The following is a 19,132-nucleotide window of genomic DNA, read 5'->3' as shown; positions in this document are numbered from 1 at the left end:
AAATTCGGTTTTGAGTTTGCCAGAGAAAGGTTGCTTGCCTAAACAGCAAACGTGAAAAGGGAACCGTGTGCAAATCACGGGCTGACGCGCAACTGTGAGTATCCATACGCCTTTCATCCTCGCCTGCAAAAGGCTTGCGTGCCACTGTTTGCATCTGCAGATGGGAAGGCCGATGAAAGGGATACGAGCCAGGAGACCTGCCTTTTTCTGCTATGACGGGCTTTCGCGGAATAAAGCCAACGTCAGGATGGTTGTAGGTACTGATTTTGCCCTCCTGTCATCACCCTGCCCATGGGCAGGTAGCTTTGTCCGCATTGCCTGCCTGTTTTGATTTTCAAGCTGAAAAATTTTTCAACTAACCACAAAACACAGAACAATTATGTTCACACACCTATTGGGTTATCCCCGCATCGGACTTCATCGCGAACTGAAACGCGCCTGTGAGCAATATTGGGCAGGCAAAATTTCACAGGACGAGCTGTTGCGTACCGGCAAAATGATTCGAGAGTCAAACTGGCTGCAGCAGATCGCTGCAGGCATAGACTGGCTGCCCTGCGGCGATTTTTCCTTCTACGATCATGTGCTCGATATGAGCCTGATGCTGGGGGTGATTCCGGAACGATTTGTCCCTTTGAAAGAAAAAGGAGTGGATGGGCTCGATCAGTATTTTGTGATGGCAAGGGGCTATCAGCGCGACGGACTGGATATTCCAGCGCTGGAAATGACCAAATGGTTTAATACCAATTATCATTATCTCGTACCCGAATTTGCGCCTAATCAATCATTCAGGCTACAACCCGATTCTTTACTGGCAGCGCTCGCAGAGGCCCAGGCATTTCAACGCCCGGTCAAGCCCATCCTCATTGGCCCCGTGTCCTACCTGTTGCTCGGGAAGATGGGCACCGCTCACGGCAATCCCCTGCATTTGCTACCTGCTCTGCTTCCCTGCTATGCCGATCTGCTTCGCTTGCTGCACAGGCATGGTGTCCAATGGGTTCAGCTTGACGAACCTTTTCTGGCAACGGATCTTTCTGCCGACTCATTACAGGCTTTCCGGGAGGCTTATAGCTATTTGCATGGCGAGATGCCAGAAATAAATTTATTGTTGGCTACCTATTTCGGGGGGCTGGGAAATTATCTGCCCCAGGTTGTGCAATGGCCGGTGCAGGGAGTTCATCTGGACTTGATCAGCGATCCTGAACAGCTGCAACCCGCCCTGCAGTGGTTGCCCCGCGATAAATGGCTTTCACTGGGCATCGTGGATGGGCGTAATGTCTGGAAAAATGATTTTACCTATTCGCTGAGTATTATCGAACAGGCCGTTCAAAAGCTGGGACAGGAACGCATCCTGCTGGCCCCCTCCTGCTCACTGCTTCATGTGCCATATGATCTGCAACTGGAAACCAACAGCAAAGGTCTGCCCGACATGGTGAAAAACTGGCTGGCGTTTGCCCGTCAAAAGCTGGAAGAGCTCACCTTGCTCAAACAACTGGCCTTTGCCGGCACCCATCGGCAGGCCCTTCCCAGGCTGATTGAAAACCAGTTTGCGATTGAACAAAAAAAGATGGCAGCTTTTGCCCATCTGCCTGAGATTCAGCAACGCATAGCCCGTTTGCAGGAAAACGATTTGCATCGCCTGCACCCATTTGCCATCCGGAAAGCTGCCCAACAACGTGCCCTTCAGCTACCGCTGCTTCCTACCACGACCATAGGCTCTTTCCCGCAGACAAACGAACTGCGCCAATTGCGCGCACGCTGGAACAAAGGAGAAATCTCCGATAAAGCGTATGAACAGGCTTTGGAACAATCCATCCGGAAAGTAATCGCCCTGCAGGAACAGATCGGCCTCGATGTGCTGGTACATGGCGAATTTGAGCGCAGTGATATGGTGGAATACTTCGCCCGGCAGCTTACCGGCTTTGCGTTTACCGAACACGGCTGGGTACAGAGTTACGGAAGCCGTTGTGTAAAGCCTCCCATCCTGTACGGCGATGTGGCACGCAAACAGGATATGACCGTACGCTGGATCCGTTTTGCCCAATCCCTCACATCCAAACCCGTCAAAGGTATGCTCACCGGGCCGGTGACGATGTTGAAATGGTCGTTTGTACGTAACGACCAACCGCTTGAACAAACTGCTTATCAGCTGGCATTGGCTATCCGCGACGAAGTCAAAGCCCTCGAAGAAGCCGGCATTCGGGTAATCCAGATCGATGAACCCGCATTCCGCGAAGGACTCCCGCTGCGGAAAGAACAACAACCGGCTTATCTTGAATGGGCGGTAAAAGCCTTCCGCCTGGCATCGTGCGGGGTCAAAGACGAAACCCAGATCCACACCCACATGTGCTATAGCGAATTCAATTCCATCATGCAGCCTATTGCCGACCTGGATGCCGATGTGATTACCATAGAAGCTTCTCGTTCCCACATGGAGCTGCTGGATGCTTTTGGAGATTTCCAGTATCCCAACGACATAGGTCCGGGCATCTACGACATCCATTCACCCCGCATCCCCTCGGCCGATGAGATGGTAGCATTGCTTCAAAAAGCTGCCCGCATCATTCCGGTTGATCAACTGTGGGTGAATCCGGACTGTGGATTGAAAACCCGCAACTGGCCCGAAGTAAAAGCATCCCTGCAAAACATGGTGGCAGCCGCCCAACGGGTACGGAACATGTATATTTCATCCCGGCAGGTTGCGAATCCATAGCTTTGCAGCCATGTTTTCTGGCAAATGGAAAGTCTGGATGGGAATTTTAGGGCTTGTGCTGGCCGGCACAGGCGCATGGGTATGGGGGCTGAAATATTTTGCTGCGCGGCCCGCCTTTGTGGAAGACCGGACACACCGGGTTTGGCTGCCCGTCGGGTACACCGTATTTGGCATAGATATTTCTCAGTATCAGCGGAGCATTGACTGGGAGAAACTCAGCCAGGAGCGGATTGCGGGCCAGCCCATCCGGTTCGTATTCATCAAGGCTACGGAAGGCATCAGCCGCCAGGATCCCCTGTTTGCCAAACATTGGACCCAGGCTCATGCTGCCGGCTTTATCTGCGGAGCCTATCATTTTTTCTATGCTACCCGCAATCCCCTGCTACAAGCCAGAAATTTCGAACAAACCGTCAACCTGATGCCGGGCGACCTGCCACCCGTGCTGGATGCGGAAGTGGACAACCATCAGCCCGATTCCGTCATCCGGCAAACCATCCGTATTTATCTGAATGAATTGACACGTTATTACGGGGTAAAACCCATCATTTACACCAACCTGCATTTTTACCGAAAATATATCAGGGGATATCTGGATGAATATCCCATCTGGATTGCCCAACACAACCTGCGCTCCCTGCCTCAGGATGCAGCTGACTGGCTTTTTTGGCAAATCAGCGACGAAGCGCGTATCAGAGGAATAACCGGATTTACTGATCTGAATGTTTTTCGGGATGATTTTGATAAACTTCGCGCTCTGTGTTTACCCTGAATTTCCTGAAATGCGGATTTTTTCATACATTCATCAAATGAATCAGCAACCAAGAATTGATCCAGAAATCAAGCAACAATTCAAAAAAATCTGGCTTTCCTTATTCATCTGGGTTGTGTGGCTGAATGTAAACATGGTGGCCGGTGTAATTTTCGATCTGGGATTTTTTGACAATCCATTGATTCCCGTCTGGGCACACGTGCTTTTTTTCATCTGGTTTTTATCCAGTTTTCTGGGTATGAGCTGGATTACGTATCACATCTGGGGCAGAACCCTGCATATTCCTTTCTTCACAGGACATCATCTACCCACCAGGCATCATTAAAATCGCCTACCCAGAATGAGTTTTACGATATCCCGATCGGTACTGGGCGTAAGCCCCCACCCATAACCTGCATTGAGCTCCCATTCCGGAGAAAAGAAAAAATCAAATGCCAGAAACAACTGATGCTGTTGTTCATCAACCGGCGGAAAATCACCCGGAGGACCCATAGCGCCGTAATATTCAATCCCAACTGCGGCCCATTTCAAAATAGCATCATCTATCTTAAGATTGGGAGAAAATTCAAAACCTTGGCCGGCGTTAAGGCCTTTCAACGATTTTTCAAAGCTGGGGTTTAATGAAAAATACCAGGTACCCAGGGTTTTATCTACAATGGGTCTGATTTCAAGCGTCCAGGTATCTTCGCTGAAACTGCGTTTCTGAAATCCAAATTCCATAGAAAGACTTACCCCCACAGGCCAGTGCAGGCGCTCAGGCACGGCCACACGCGGCCTAAGATGACTTCCCACATAAGCTGTACGCCCATCGCTACCCAGGCTGTTAAAAAAATAAACACCCGTTTCAAACCATTCATTAAATCCATGTGTAATTTCTACGGTTTCGTGAAATGCGTGCTCGGTGGGCAATACACCGTTTTCTTCCTGTGTGCTGCCTTCGAGGGTATAATTGCTGTGCAGTTCCACCATGGTGTGATGCGGTTCTACGATATCTGAACCATACACCTGAATCTCATAGTTGTCCTGCGCCAAACAGGAAAACCACATACATAATCCCCAAATGAGCACAACCCATTTCATGGTGAAACAAATATATTCCACAAAGGGCAACAACTTCCTTCCTAGCATGTTACAGATCGGTTAACTACCCAACAGCATCGGGCAGGAAATTGTATAATTTCGCATCTTAGATAATTTCAATCATTCTGGTTAATACATTGAAAAAATCTATTCTCATGAACCTTCAGCAACTGGAATATATCGTAGCGGTTGATCAATGCCGGCATTTTGTAACAGCTGCCGAACAATGCTTTGTTACCCAGGCGACCCTGAGCATGATGATTAAAAAACTGGAAATGGAGCTCGATACTGTGATCTTTGATCGAAGCCGGCAGCCTGTTACGCCCACGCCCATTGGAGAAAAAATCATTGCCCAGGCCCGGCTGATTCTTTCCCACGTAGAGCGACTCAAAGCACTGGTAGATGAAGAAAAAAACTGTTTGCAGGGTGAATTTAAACTTGGCATAATCCCTACGCTGGCACCCTATCTGCTACCGCTTTTCCTGCAGGATTTCCTTAAAAAATATCCACAGATCAAGTTGCGGATCAGTGAGCTCACCACGGAAGAGATTGTGAAACGTATTCATCAGCACCATCTGGATGCTGGACTGCTGGCCACCCCCATTGAAGATCATTCCTTGAAGGAACTCCCCTTATTTTACGAACAGTTTGTAGTTTACCATGCCCGGCCTGATAAGAAAAATCATAAAAAATATGTACTGGCATCCGACATTGATGTCAACCGGCTCTGGTTGCTGGAAGAAGGCCATTGCCTGCGTACCCAGATCATTAATCTTTGTGAACTAAAAGACAAATCAAGCGCATTGCATCAGTTGGATTTTGAAACAGGTAGCCTGGAAATGCTGAAAAAAATTGTAGAATCCACGCAAGGCATTACCATTTTACCGGAGCTGGCTGTCCGCTATCTTAGTCCGCAACAGAAGAAATGGATTCGATATTTCAAGCCTCCGGCTCCTGTACGGGAAATCAGCCTGGTTACGCATCCACATTATGCCAGAACCCAAACACTGGAAGCCCTGAAAAATCAGATCCTGGCGCATATTCCCGAACACATGAAAACCCGAAAACAAAAAGCCATCATACCTGCCACTCCTGTTGTTCCCTGAACTGATTCAGTTGAGCAAACGACGTACCCGAAGGGAAAGCTCACGCGGATTAAATGGCTTGGTCACATAATCATTGGCGCCCAGACGAAATGCATCCAGCACACGGGCTTCTTCCCCGGAGGCACTTAACACCAAAATGGGAATATGGCTTTGCAAATCCTGCCGGATGTGTGTGACCAACTGAATACCGTCCATTTCTGGCATGAACAGATCTGTAATCAGCAGGTCGGGCATGCCATTAGCCATTTGTTCAACGGCTTTTTTTCCGTTTTCACACAATAAAGTTTTATACCCCTCTTTTTTCAACACCTGGCCAAGCGTTTTCAGCAACAGCGGATCATCTTCGGCTACCAAAATCATTTTCATGTACGTAATGTTTATACGCAAGATGCGAACTCGCTTCAAAATAAAGCATGTGATGAAAACGAAAACTTACCAACAGATATTTTGCAAATATTTTACGAGAGGCCCGGATTTCCTTCAGATGATGAGTACAATTGGTTGCGCAACCCATCGGCTTCCTGCCGCAAAGGTTCCATATATTGTTGCAGGATAGACTTAGCCCGAAGAATGTCTTCAAAAATATGATCATCTTTTTCTTGTGCAGCTTGTTGTTCAATGTTTTTCATGATTGCCAGCAAAGTATGCATGTTTAACAGACCCAGGCTGCTTTTCAGGCGATGGGCTTTTTCACGGACCTGACGAAAATCTTTATTCTTATAGGCTTGTTCAATCTGATCAAGAGTTTCGGGAGCCGTTTTCAGAAACAGATCCAGCACTTCGAGTGTGTATTGATCGTCGTCCAGTTCAAGAATGGTGCTCAGGTCATAGCCTTTTTGCCCGTTTACAGCGGGTTCCACATGCTTAGAATCGGGGGTTTGCACGAGGGCATCTTTGTGCGCGTTTTCCAGATGCTGAGCTGGAAGCAACTGATAAATGACTTTCAGGATATCTTGCGGCGTAAAAGGCTTGCGAATGCAAGCATTGGCACCTTCCTGATACGATCGTTCTTCTTCATCGCTCAACACCGCAGCCGTCATGGCAATGATGGGCAGGTTCAGGTGCATTTCCTTTCGGATATGCCGGATAGCCTGATATCCATTGACAACAGGCATACGCATGTCAATGAGCAACAAATCATAATCTGTGCGCTGCTCCAATTTATGTATGACTTCGCGGCCATTATCCACCACATCCACTTCGGCGCCCAGCCGATGCAACAGGCGTGAAATAAATTTCTGGTTCACATAATTATCTTCTCCTACCAAAACACGAAGTCCCCGCAGGGCAAGCATGGGTTGTGAAATTTGTTGCCTGGGTTGTGATTCACCAGCAGGGTCGTGCTGATAAGGAATGGAAACGGTAAATACACTGCCCTTACCCGGTTCACTTTCCACTTCAATGTGTCCACCCTGCAATTTCACCAGGTATTGTGTGATGGACAATCCCAGCCCGGAACCGCCATATTTTCGACTGATAGCTGCTTCAGCCTGGGTAAAACTTTCAAAGATTTGCTGGATTCGATCTGCCGGGATGCCTATACCGGAATCGGCCACGGCAAACTGCAGCATGACGCTATCCTTTGTTTCGCCAGGCAAGGCTTTTACATCTACCCGAATAAATCCCGTTTCAGTAAATTTCATGGCATTACCTACCAGATTCACCAGAATCTGCTTCAGCCGGTGAGGATCCCCTATCAGCCGATCCGGAACATCGGGCGCACATACAATATCAAAGGATAATTTCTTTTCCTGAGCCCGAAAGTGAAACAAATGATCGAGCGATTGCAAGATTTCTTTTAAAGAGAAAGGCAATTTTTCAATGACCAGTTTGCCGGCTTTGATTTTCGACAAGTCAAGCAAGTCATTGATAAGTGTTAGCAGCGTATCTGCTGCTTCCTGTATGGAACGTAAAAATTCTTGTTGCTCTGCGGTAAGAGAGCTGCTACTCAGCAAATAGGTCATCCCCACAATGCCCTGTAGCGGCGTGCGCATCTCGTGGCTGATAGTGGTAAGAAACTGTTCCTGAAATTTTTCGGCATCTTCGGCCCGTTGCTTGGCTTCGACCAGCTGTTGCTGATATTGTATGAGGTCGGTAATATCGGTAGCAATGCCGCATAATCCAAAAATTCTCTGCTGCTCGTCTCTTAGCGGGAATTTGGTGATGAGAAAATGATGTGGTTCGTTGTTGACATAAATAATTTCTTCTGTTTTATCAATACTGGCTCCCTGATAAATGCGATCATCACTTTCGTGATAGCGTTGGGCCAATTCGGGTGTAGTGATTTCAAAATCGGTTTTACCATATACCTGTTCACCGGTGAGTTGCAAAGTTTGCTTGAAGGCTTTGTTGACAAACTGGTAGCGATGTTGGAGATCTTTGATGAAAATAAGGGAAGCCGTATTATCCATCAAAGCTTCGAGCAGATGCTGATTTTCCCTTCGCTGGCGTTCGGCCTGGCGAAGCCTCATCAGCATTTCTTTTCTTTCAGATGTATCGAGCACGACGCATTGCAAACCCACGGGCTCTTCGTTTTCCAATAACAAAGTCGAATACATCCGGATCCATTTTTCCTTGCCATCTTTTGTAACGATCGGAAAATCGAGGGAAGTATCGGCAAGTTTATTATCCAGTTGCCGCAAATAAAATTGTGTGACACGCTCATGCCAGTCGGGATGTACCAGTGTTTTATAACTTCTGCCCAGCAGTTCTTCGGGTTTATATCCGGTAAGTTGTTGCACCCTGCGACTGATGAAGCTAAAACGCCCATCCAGGTCGGTGGTAAACACTACTACTCGCACGCCTTCAATCAGTTTGCGATAACGGGCTTCATTGGCCAGTGCCTCCTGTTCGGCTTTTCTGCGTTTGGCTTCATCTTGTTTCAATTGCCATAAGCCAGCCACCACGAATAGCAAAAAGCTTATGCACGCTATCAAGGTATAGGCCAGCAACCTGCGGGAAATATGTTGATAAGATTGGTCGCGCAGGAAGAGTAACTGATTTTCATCCCTTTCTATGTTACGCAAAGTCAGCAACCAACCGCTTTGGGGCACGGCAGCACTGGTGGAACGAAAAGCCGATGCAACACCATAGGTGCTAAATGTTGCAATCAAGGAATCAACTCTTTTGCTTTGCACAGGATTGTCAACCACCAGTTTTTGCAGTGCCAGCAATTGATCCATGACTTTATTACGCCAATTGCCAGCAAGACTACGTGTGGAAAAGAGATTCTGTTCAAAAAGGTCTCGCAGTTGCTGGGTGTGCGAAAGCACCTGGTAGCTATGTTGTACCTGCTTGCGTTCACCTTCAAACTGACGATAGTAGATAAGTGCGCTGATAGAAAAATATAAAAACAACCCCAGCGCAAGAATGATAAAAACGGAAATGCGTTTCGTGAATGACATGGTTTAACAGGATAGGTTAATACTTTGCATATACGAAAACGATTGATAGTTTGATGCGAAAATTAAAAAATTTTTCATACTTGAAAAACAAAATATAATCATTTATCATAATTCAAAATTTTTAACGGATTTATGATTTGAATTGATGCTGAATTCTACATACAAATGTCTGTAAAGCAATAAAAAATACTCACCCATGTATTTTGTCCGACGGTAGATTTCCCTTTATCTTTGTCAATACAGCCATTAAAGGTCAGTTGGTATGCTTTTATTTTCATGCAAATTCCGGAAAATCCGCGTCACATCCGTTTCATATTTATTCCTTTGGCTGATTGTGGCCGCAAGTCTCTTAGGATTTTTGCCCATTTCAGCTCAGGCTCAGCAAAGTGAAGGATATGCTGGATCGGTAAGAACTAATCATGAAGGCATCAGCCAGATACCGGTTTCTTATTCCCGGGATTTTCTTCTTCTGCAGCTTGGGCATGATGTATGGAGTGGACTCCCAACAGGTATCAGCACGCGTGGCTGGAACCGCGATTTCAATATTGCCCTGCTCTATGATTTTCCTTTTCAACAAAGCCATTTCAGTTTTGCGCTGGGATTGGGCGTAAGTACAAGCAATGTTTTTTTCAAAAACTATACCCTCAACATTGCCGATAGTGTTTCCTCTCAGTTGAATTTTACCAGCGACAGCAAATACAGCAAATACAAAATTGCTACTACCTATCTGGAGATTCCGCTTGAATTTCGTTTCCGCCAGGTTGCACAAAATGCTAACAAAGGATTTAAGGTGGCACTGGGAGCCAAACTGGGTTTGAATACGGATGCGCATGCCAAGGGAAAACGTGTAGTAGCCGGTTTCCCGGAAGTGGAAAAATTCAAAACCCGCCGATTCTTCAATCCTTACCGGGTAGCAGCAACCGCCCGCATTGGCTGGGGTAATTTCAACCTGTACGGGAGCTATAGCCTCACGCCCTTATTCCGGCAAAATACCGGCCTGGATGTTCATACCTATTCCATCGGCATTTGCCTGAGTGGTCTATAAAAAACCTGAACCGCTTTAGTTTCGTCAGGGATTTACTGCCGGAGTTTGCAGCCAGTTCAAAACCTGGTGTTGCCATACCAGTAGATCATGGCCTATTTGCCAATGATGCGCCATGTCAGGAAAATAAATCAACCTGCCGGGTATTTGTCGGTCCTGAATTTTATCAAACAAACCCAAACCCTGTTCAGCCGGTACCCAGCCATCATTCCCGCCTACACCGATCAGCATGGGCAATTGCGCCGAAGGCAAGTCTGTGTGAACGATGTTCTTATTTTGCTGCATCAGTTGCACTATCTCCCGTGCTATCCACCGGGCAGCCGTTGTGGTGCTCCAGGAAGCAATATCCACCACAGGATTCCAGAGCACCAGCGTACGAACCGAAAAACACGATGCTATGTGCTGATCCGATGCCCACATCAGAGCCGGATAGGCTCCCCATCCGCTGCCCATGAGTATTACCCTTTGCGTATCTGCCTGGTTGATGGTAAGCAATCGACAAAGACTGTCGGCCAAACTATGAAGGGTTGCCGGATCCAGGTAAAAATTCAGCCTATCATCAGACAAACCCGGTTCGGGTGAAATGGTAAACACCTGATATCCTGCCTCGACAAACATGTGTGGCTGATCCCACCTCGTTTTGCTGTCGTTTTCTGAAAACCATGCAAGATCAGGCAGACAAATGATGGCCGGATATCTGCTGCCGGAGTCAGTTTGAGATGGGCGATATTGGTGAATCCACACTTTCATCCCGTGGGCAAGTGAAATAAGCCAGGAAGAAAGGCGGGGCATGGTGTTCTGCGTAGTATCGGCCTGAACAAGCATGCGGGCGCTGCCGTTTTGTTTGTCCACAGCAAAAATACGCTGCATGGGGTGCCATCCGGAAACTGCTACCAGCCAGGCCGAAGGGGTTTCCCCCACCAAAGCCTCTATCCTGGTATGCAAATGGGTAATTTGCCTGATGACGAGGGGTGTATGCAAACGTCCTTCATCGAATACCTGCACCCGATAGAGTTCAATCCATGCAGAATCTGGAAAGGTAGCCGTGAAAAGCAAACTCTGTCCGTCGCTTGACCACCAGAAATGCAATACCCTTCCTGCCCGGCCATGTGTAAGGTTGTACAAGGTTTTGCGCTCCAGGTCTTCCAGGATCAGATCTCGTTGGCCTGTGTGTACACCTGCAACGGGCTCAGCTATCCAGGCTATCCAGCGGCTTTTGCCCTGGCCGGTAGCCGGACTGAATGCGGGTGATTCATGCCTGATCCAGGCTGAGCCAAGACCTCTGTCAACATCCGTTTCACAGGTGAGACAACTGGTAAGCCCATCCTGCAGATCATACAGATAAATCTGGCTCACTTGGGGCGTAACCAGAGTATCCTGCGGCGTATCTGTTGCTATTTCCTGCAGGGAGGGCTTATAGGCGGCATACACAATGTAACGCTCATCCGGACTCCAGTGTACCTGAGCCAGATAGCCATTGATCAGCGCTGTATCCACATCGGTCTCTTCATAAGGCATCAAATCAACCGGCATCCCTAACCTCCCCATCGAATCAATCCTCGCATACAACAAATGATGCACATATCCATCAATCCAGCCATCCGTACCAAATGCCGGTAGCCTGTGATAAATGCGGGCACGTGTTTTTCCAAACTGCGGATAATAATCTTTGGCCTCCACATCTCGCACCTTTTCGGGATGCACAAACAACACATAATCTTTTTTGGGTGAAATCAGCATATGTGCATACGGCGAATCAGCCTGCGTAAACGGGCGCAACGAGGGAGTGTCGGTTCGCAATAAATAGCATTGATTTCCCCTCGTGAAAATAAATTGATGCGGGGAAATCCGGATCAGATTTTCCAGTTGTGGACCATCGAATGTAAAAAGCCTGTTTGCGCGAGCCGCCATTGGATGGAGTGGCTGCATCCAGAGTTGATGCCGCATTCTATCCCGTTCGATATCATACGCTGATATCACATAATACAAAGCCTGCCCGCTGGCATCTTCATCCGTCCAGCATGCACTGATATAAGGGGCTTCTGCTATCCGTTCGGGCGTCCACACCAGTTGGGCATGAGCGGCATGCAGTCCACTCATCCATCCCAGACAGATCAGGATTTCTCTCCATTTGCTCATAGCTGCTATCCAAGCCTTTCCCTGCAATGTACTAACTTTGCATGGCTAAAGGAACCAGCTTTGATTGATTTTCAACCAACTGTCCCGCAAACCGAAAAAGCCGTTCTGGTTGGGATTATCACCCCGGATGTTACGGAAGCCCAGGTGAATGAGTATTTAAACGAACTGGCCTTTCTGGCTGAAACAGCCGGAGCCCAGGCGGTAAAAACGTTTGTTCAGAAGCTTCCTCATCCCGATCCTCGTACGATGATCGGAAAAGGTAAACTGGAAGAAATCAAACATTACCTGGAAGGGAAAGATATTTCCATTGTGATCTTTGACGAAGAACTGAGTGGCACGCAAATCACGAATATTGAAAAAATCCTCGGTGTGAAAACCATTGATCGCACCGATCTCATTCTCGACATCTTTGCCAAACGTGCGCGTACAGCCCGCGCAAAAACTCAGGTAGAATTGGCCCAATACCAATACCTGCTGCCCCGGTTAAAAGGCATGTGGACTCACCTGGGCCGTCATGGCGGTGGTATCGGTACGCGTGGCCCCGGCGAAACCGAAATTGAAACCGACCGCCGCTTGGTAAAAGATAAAATTGCTCTGCTGCGGAAACGACTGAAAGAGATTGAAAAGCAGGCACAGCTGCAGCGCAAGGAACGCTCCGGATACATCCGCGTAGCTCTGGTGGGTTATACCAATGCCGGCAAATCAACCCTGATGAATGCATTGAGCAAAAGCGAAGTGTTCGCTGAAAATAAGCTGTTTGCAACCCTCGATACCACCACCCGAAAGGTGGTCTATCAGCAAACACCTTTCTTGCTCAGCGATACGGTGGGCTTTATCCGCAAGTTGCCCCATCACCTGGTGGAAAGTTTTAAATCCACACTCGACGAAGTACGCGAAAGCGATATCCTGCTCCACGTGGTAGATATCAGCCATCCGCACTACGAAGAACAGATTGAAGTGGTGAACCGCACGCTGCAGGAACTGGGCGCACTGGAAAAGCCCACCCTGCTGGTATTCAACAAAATGGATCTGTATGAACAGCAGCATTTCGATCCTTATCTTCCGGCCGAGATATGCCAGGAGCTGCTGCAACAACTGAAAGCCGAGTGGGAACAGCGCACCCATGGCCATGCCATCTTTATTTCAGCTACCGAAAAGCGCAACCTGGATGAGTTGAGACAAAAGCTCTGGGAGCATATCGTGGCACTGTACCGCCAACGCTATCCCTACCAGACAGAATTTTTCACGGCATAGGCGTTATAAAAACAAAAAATCCCTAATTTTGTCGTCCCTTCCGCTGGTACCACGCACCAGCCACGCAACCATACCGACACTCCTCCTTAGCTCAGCTGGTTAGAGCATCTGACTGTTAATCAGAGGGTCGCTGGTTCAAGTCCAGCAGGAGGAGCTTTGTGTGTTTTGCTATTTTTTGTGCTCCCACCCTAAAATAAAAACTTGCATATATTCGTTAAAAAATAATAAATATCAACTTAAACAAATCTGCGTTGGCAGAATCAGACAAAAAGAAACAATCCAAAATCCTCCACACATAATGCAAGATCTTACAAATCTAATTACTGACTAAACATGAGCACTAAAAAATGTAATTGAAAAACTTCTTACATAGCTAATTAAACTCTATAAACATGAAAAAAATCTTAGGACTCGATTTAGGCGTCAGCTCAATAGGTTGGGCATTAATTAAGGAAGAAAACGAACAACCCACAGAAATTATAGGAATGGGGGTTAGAATTATTCCCTTAGATACCGACGAAAATGACGAGTTTACCAGAGGAAGTGCTATTACAAAAAATCAAAAACGCACCCAAAAACGATCCATGCGTCGAAATTATTATCGGTATATATTAAGGCGCACCGCTCTAACTAAAGAATTAAAAAAGCACGGAATGTTTGATGAAAACTTATTCAAACTTCCGAAGTTAGAATTATGGCAACTGAGAGCAAAAGCGGCAACCGAACAGGTATCAATAAAAGAATTGGGACGAATTCTTTACCACTTAAATCAAAAAAGAGGATACCAACCTACAAAAGGTGAAGCAACAGAGGACTCACAAGACAATAAAAAAGATACTCAACATGTAAAAGAAATAAAAAATAGATACCAACAATTAAAAGAAGAAAATAAAACTATAAGCCAGAAATTTTTTGAAGAATTATCCAAAAATCCCTTCTATCGAACCAAACAACAAATCTTTCCACGCGAAGCATATATAGAAGAATTTGATAAAATCATGAAGAAACAACAGGAATTCTATCCTGATGTTTTAAGTGACGAACTTATTAATCATATCAGAAATGATATAATTTACTACCAGAGACCACTAAAATCACAAAAAGGACTTGTAAGTATTTGTGAATTTGAAGGGTTTCATGTATTAAATAAAGAGGGTAAAAAAATTTTTACTGGACCAAAAGTAGCTCATAGAAGTAATCCTTTATTTCAGATTGAAAAAATTTGGGAATCCATTAATAACATTGTTATCAAAAACAAGAAAAATGAAGATTTCCCTATTACTCTCGAACAAAAACAAAAAATATTTGAATACCTAAACGAAAATCCCAAACTAACCCTTAAAGAATTATTTAAAATTTTAGGCATTAAAGAAAGAAGCGGTTGGTATGGAAACAAAATGTTATACAAAGGCATACAGGGAAATGTTACCAAAACTCTCATAAAACAAGCAATTGGAAATGATGAATCGGCCAAAAAATGGTTACAATTTAATCTCAAAACACGGCCTAACGCAAATAATGAATCAAAAACATACTTAGTAAATAAAGATAACGGAGAAGTTATTAGTGATGAAGATAGGTTGATTATTGATGAATCATTTATAAATGAACCGCTTTATCAATTATGGCACGTCATTTATTCAATTTCCGACATTAACGAATGTAAAAAAGTTTTGATCAACAAAATGGGACTTAGTGAGGAAGTGGCAGACCGTCTGTCCAAAATAGATTTTGCAAAATTATCATACGGAAACAAATCTATTAAAGCCATTAGAAAAATACTTCCTTATTTAATGAAAGGTTATCAATACAGCGATGCGTCCTATTTGGCCGGCTATAATCATTCCAATTCTCTCACAAGCGAAGAAGTAATGAAAAAGCGTCTTCTTGAAAAGCTGCCATTGCTATCCAAGAATGCTTTGCGCCAACCCGTTGTTGAAAAAATTTTGAATCAAATGATTCATATTGTCAATGATATTATTGATGAGAAAAGAGGATGGGTAACCCGGGAGGAACGAGATAAAGGATTATTCGAAATTCGGATTGAACTCGCCAGAGAGCTCAAACAAACCAAAGAAGAAAGAAACGAAACTTTCAAAAACATTTCCAAGATAGAAGAAGAGAACAAAAAAATAGAAAAGAAGTTGCAAGAATTAGGCGTACGCGCAACAAGGAAAAATATTATTAAATATCGGTTATTTAATGAAATTTCAGAAAACAAAATAAATGCCTTATGTATCTATACCGGCAAAATGTTTTCACTGTCCGATGCACTGAATGGAGATAATATAGATGTTGATCATATCATCCCGCGATCTTTATTATTTGACGACTCACAAAGTAATAAAACGCTGACATTCAGTTACATTAATCAAGAAAAAGGAGATCAAACAGCTTATGATTACATGGCTTCAAAAGGTGAAACTGCTCTGAATGATTATATTGAAAGAGTAAATAAATTGTATGAAAATAAAATAATATCTAAAGCAAAACGAAATAAATTGTTGATGCCGGCCAGTAAAATTCCACAGGATTTTATTAACCGTCAACTTAGAGAAACCGCTTATTTATCCAGAAAAGCAAGAGAAATTTTAAGTCAAATATCAAAAAATGTTTGGGCAACCAGCGGAAACGTTACCTCATACCTGAGAAGGTTGTGGGGATGGGATGATATTCTTATGAATCTTCAATTAAAACGAATTAAAGAACTGATAACCGATCCCTTATCCGAAGGAATTACTGAAAAAATTGAAATAGAAACCTCCGATGGGCAAAAACATTCTAAGGAAATAATTAAAGATTGGTCCAAACGAGACGATCACAGACACCATGCCATTGATGCGCTTGTGGTAGCCTGTACTAAACAAGGTTACATACAAAGAGTCAATACCATTAGTGCGCAAGCCACAAGAGACGAACTCTTTAAAGAAGTAAATGAACGCAAAGAAGAATTTCGCGAACAACTCAGCTTGCTCGATAAATATTTCATCCTGCATCGTCCCTTTACCACATCACAAGTAGAAAGAGAAGCTTCTAAAATAATTGTTTCTTATAAGCCAGGGAAAAAAGTGGCTACGTATGGAAAACGTTTTATTCGCAAAAATGGGAAAAGAATTAAAGTGCAAGATCATATTATTGTTCCTCGCGGGCCGTTAAGTGAAGAATATGTTTACGGAAAAATTAAAGTACTTGATAAAAATAAGTCGCTCAAATATCTTTTTGAAAATCCGCATTTAATCTTCAAGCCACATATTAAAGAATTGGTTGAAAAAAGGTTGGAGGAATTTGACGGGGATATAAAGAAAGCTTTGGCGTCAACCAAAAAGAATCCCATTTATTTACCTAACAAATCAGAACCCGTAATTTTAGAATATGCTACATGTTTTAAAGAAGAGTACGTATTAAAATATCCAGTCACCAAAATCACTCTCAAAGATATTCCATATATAGTTGACAATAAAATCCGAGAATTGATAAAAGAGAGATTGGAACAATTCAAAGGTAATACAAATGAAGCTTTTAAAGAACCTATCTACATAGATAAAGAAAAACAAATTCCCATTCGTACCGTTAGAATGTTTACTGGATTATCTGGTGTAGAACCCATTAAATACAATGATTCCGGTATGCCCATTTCTTTTGTTAAGCCAGGGAACAACCATCACATTGCTATATATGTAGACAAAGACGGAAAAAAATATCCTCATTTATGCACCTTCTGGCATGCTGTTGAAAGAAAAAAATATGAAATTCCTGTTATAATTGATAATCCTCAATCCGTATGGGATAAAATACTCTCAAGTTCTTACCAATACCCCCAATCTTTTTTAGAAAAATTACCTAATGATAATTGGGAACTTTTATTTACCCTTCAACAAAACGAGTATTTCCTGCTTCATGAAAACAAAGAATATTTAGATGATATACTTCGCCGATTTGATTATCAAGAATTGCCCAAAAATATATTTAGGGTGCAAAAAATTTTCTATAATGGTAAACAACTGGAAATTTTTTTCAGACATATCTATGAAACAAAACTCATTGATAACGAATGGGCGAGAAAGCAAAAAAAATACTATCCCGTAAAAAGCTTAGGTGCATTAGAAAAACTAAATCCAATAAAAATCAGAGTAAGCCGGCTAGGCGAAATTGAAGCCATTGGAATAAAATAAAAAAAGGGCGAGTTGCCCCGCCCTGTCTGTTTTCACAACGGTCATTTAAGACCTTATTGTGATTAGCTTCAATCACAAATGTAAAAAAATATTTTTTAAAAATTCAAATGTTCCAAAAACGTATCCTATGATTAAGCGCACCCTTTATTTTGGCACACCCGCCTACTTGAAAACCAAAAATGAACAGCTGGTTATTGAAAAAACGGATACAGGAGAAGTTATATCCACCCCTGTAGAAGATATTGGTATTCTGATCTTGGATCACCAACAGATTACCATTACCCAATCCCTGCTGGCTAAGTTGCTTGAAAACAATGTGGCTCTGATTACTTGCGATCATACCCATCACCCGGCAGGACTTCTGTATTGCCTGGATGGACATACGCTACAAACCCAAAAACATCAACGACAAATAGAGGCTTCCATGCCATTAAAAAAACAACTCTGGCAACAAACAGTTATCGCCAAAATCAAAAATCAGGCTGCCTTACTGAGGCAACAACGCGTCGAAAATCAATACTTACTCAAGTTATGCAATCAGGTAAAAAGTGGTGACCCGGATAACTGCGAAGCCAAAGCTGCTGTGTATTACTGGAAAAATTTATTTCCTGACTTCCTACAATTCCACAGAGACCGAAACGGACCTCCTCCAAATAATCTACTCAACTATGGATATGCTATTCTTCGCGCATGGGTAGCTCGTAGCCTTACGGCAAGTGGTCTTATGCCCACACTGGGTATTCATCACCGCAATCAATACAATGCCTTTTGCCTGGCCGATGATATTATGGAACCTTACCGGCCATTTGTGGATGCAGTTGTGTGCCATATTGTGATGATGAATGGAAAATTTCTTGAAATGACACCTTCTATGAAAAAACAACTATTATCCATCCCCGCTATGGATGTAAAAATAGAAAATCAGAAAAGCCCATTAATGAATGCAGTTCAACGCACAACTGCATCCCTGGCAAAATGCTTTGAAGGAACCTCAAGAAAAATTATTTATCCCAGTTTCTGCTAATTGTGATATGATGTGAATTATTCCCGCCTTAATGCTTACCGTATCATGTGGATTCTAGTTTTTTTTGACCTACCCACTGAAACCAAGAAAGATCGGAAAAATTACGCCATCTTCAGGAAACATATGCTGGCCGATGGTTTCCAGATGTTTCAATTTAGCATGTATATTCGACATTGCAGCAGCCGGGAAAATATGGAAGTACACCTACAACGGATAAAGAAAATTCTTCCTCCTAAAGGACATATTGGAATTATGACGGTCACTGACAAGCAATTTGGACAAATGGAAGTATATTATGGAAGAGATCCGGTGAATACCCCATCCACCATACAGCAATTAGAATTATTTTAATGACCCCACAGGAATAAAAAATGTAGCTTAGCTCTAATTTTTTCTTCCTAAAAATCGCCTGAAATGCTCTATCATAGGTCA

Annotated in this window: 13 protein-coding genes, 1 tRNA gene and 1 riboswitch; of the genes, 10 read left to right on the top strand and 4 right to left on the bottom strand. The window is 44.1% G+C overall.

Annotation, left to right across the window (positions count from 1 at the left end):
- Positions 1-10 precede the first annotated feature (10 nt).
- Positions 11-219: riboswitch (cobalamin riboswitch) on the top strand.
- A gap of 160 nt (positions 220-379) precedes the next feature.
- The 3 genes from metE to BM367_RS06545 are packed head-to-tail and all read left to right on the top strand — an operon-like array spanning position 380 to position 3,804.
- Positions 380-2,710 carry a 5-methyltetrahydropteroyltriglutamate--homocysteine S-methyltransferase gene (gene metE, locus BM367_RS06555; protein WP_092459116.1) on the top strand — a complete coding sequence of 777 codons (2,331 nt, stop codon included), beginning with the start codon at positions 380-382 and terminating at the stop codon, positions 2,708-2,710.
- Between the two features lie 10 nt (positions 2,711-2,720).
- Positions 2,721-3,479: a glycoside hydrolase family 25 protein gene (locus BM367_RS06550; protein ID WP_092459114.1), complete on the top strand. Its 759-nt coding sequence runs from the start codon at positions 2,721-2,723 to the stop codon at positions 3,477-3,479.
- Positions 3,480-3,516: 37 nt separating this feature from the next.
- The gene (locus tag BM367_RS06545) at positions 3,517-3,804 is read left to right on the top strand and encodes a hypothetical protein (RefSeq protein WP_143103973.1); all 288 of its coding nucleotides are present in this window, start codon (positions 3,517-3,519) and stop codon (positions 3,802-3,804) included.
- Here the strand turns inward: BM367_RS06545 and BM367_RS06540 are convergent.
- Positions 3,801-4,607 carry a hypothetical protein gene (locus BM367_RS06540; protein WP_222842582.1) on the bottom strand — a complete coding sequence of 269 codons (807 nt, stop codon included), beginning with the start codon at positions 4,605-4,607 and terminating at the stop codon, positions 3,801-3,803. The genes BM367_RS06545 and BM367_RS06540 overlap by 4 nt on opposite strands.
- A 107-nt stretch (positions 4,608-4,714) precedes the next feature.
- On the opposite strand from BM367_RS06540, the gene BM367_RS06535 reads away from it, so the two are divergent.
- Positions 4,715-5,665, top strand: coding sequence for a hydrogen peroxide-inducible genes activator (locus BM367_RS06535; RefSeq protein ID WP_092460949.1), 951 nt, complete (start codon positions 4,715-4,717; stop codon positions 5,663-5,665).
- A gap of 6 nt (positions 5,666-5,671) precedes the next feature.
- Here the strand turns inward: BM367_RS06535 and BM367_RS06530 are convergent, their stop codons facing one another.
- Together BM367_RS06530 and BM367_RS06525 are read right to left on the bottom strand one after the other, a co-directional pair.
- Positions 5,672-6,031 (bottom strand): response regulator, encoded by a 360-nt coding sequence (locus BM367_RS06530; RefSeq protein ID WP_092459108.1) that lies wholly within the window; start codon positions 6,029-6,031, stop codon positions 5,672-5,674.
- A 92-nt stretch (positions 6,032-6,123) separates the two neighbouring features.
- Positions 6,124-9,069: a PAS domain S-box protein gene (locus BM367_RS06525; RefSeq protein ID WP_092459106.1), complete on the bottom strand. Its 2,946-nt coding sequence runs from the start codon at positions 9,067-9,069 to the stop codon at positions 6,124-6,126.
- Between the two features lie 262 nt (positions 9,070-9,331).
- On the opposite strand from BM367_RS06525, the gene BM367_RS06520 reads away from it, so the two are divergent.
- A complete protein-coding gene (locus BM367_RS06520) occupies positions 9,332-10,114 on the top strand; it encodes an outer membrane beta-barrel protein (protein ID WP_092459104.1) in 783 nt (260 codons plus the stop codon).
- Positions 10,115-10,138: 24 nt separating this feature from the next.
- Here the strand turns inward: BM367_RS06520 and BM367_RS06515 are convergent, their stop codons facing one another.
- Positions 10,139-12,250 (bottom strand): S9 family peptidase, encoded by a 2,112-nt coding sequence (locus BM367_RS06515; protein WP_092459102.1) that lies wholly within the window; start codon positions 12,248-12,250, stop codon positions 10,139-10,141.
- Between BM367_RS06515 and hflX the strand changes: the two genes are divergently transcribed.
- The 5 genes from hflX to cas2 all read left to right on the top strand — a co-directional run bounded on the left by hflX (position 12,188) and on the right by cas2 (position 19,051).
- Complete coding sequence (gene hflX / locus BM367_RS06510; RefSeq protein ID WP_245759921.1) at positions 12,188-13,504, top strand: GTPase HflX; 1,317 nt, start codon at positions 12,188-12,190, stop codon at positions 13,502-13,504. The genes BM367_RS06515 and hflX overlap by 63 nt on opposite strands.
- Before the next feature lie 80 nt (positions 13,505-13,584).
- Positions 13,585-13,658: transfer RNA gene (locus BM367_RS06505), tRNA-Asn, on the top strand.
- Positions 13,659-13,896: 238 nt separating this feature from the next.
- Positions 13,897-17,676, top strand: a complete 3,780-nt coding sequence (gene cas9, locus BM367_RS06500; RefSeq protein WP_092459098.1) for a type II CRISPR RNA-guided endonuclease Cas9 — start codon at positions 13,897-13,899, stop codon at positions 17,674-17,676.
- A gap of 127 nt (positions 17,677-17,803) precedes the next feature.
- Entirely contained in the window at positions 17,804-18,700 is an 897-nt protein-coding gene (cas1, locus tag BM367_RS06495) for a type II CRISPR-associated endonuclease Cas1 (RefSeq protein ID WP_092459096.1), read from the top strand.
- Positions 18,701-18,745: 45 nt separating this feature from the next.
- The gene (gene cas2, locus BM367_RS06490) at positions 18,746-19,051 is read left to right on the top strand and encodes a CRISPR-associated endonuclease Cas2 (protein WP_092460948.1); all 306 of its coding nucleotides are present in this window, start codon (positions 18,746-18,748) and stop codon (positions 19,049-19,051) included.
- Positions 19,052-19,132 lie beyond the last annotated feature (81 nt).

Source organism: Thermoflavifilum thermophilum, assembly GCF_900116565.1.
GTDB classification, from domain to species: domain Bacteria; phylum Bacteroidota; class Bacteroidia; order Chitinophagales; family Chitinophagaceae; genus Thermoflavifilum; species Thermoflavifilum thermophilum.
Note: the sequence above shows the minus strand (reverse complement) of the source record. Positions and strands in the feature narration are given on the sequence as shown.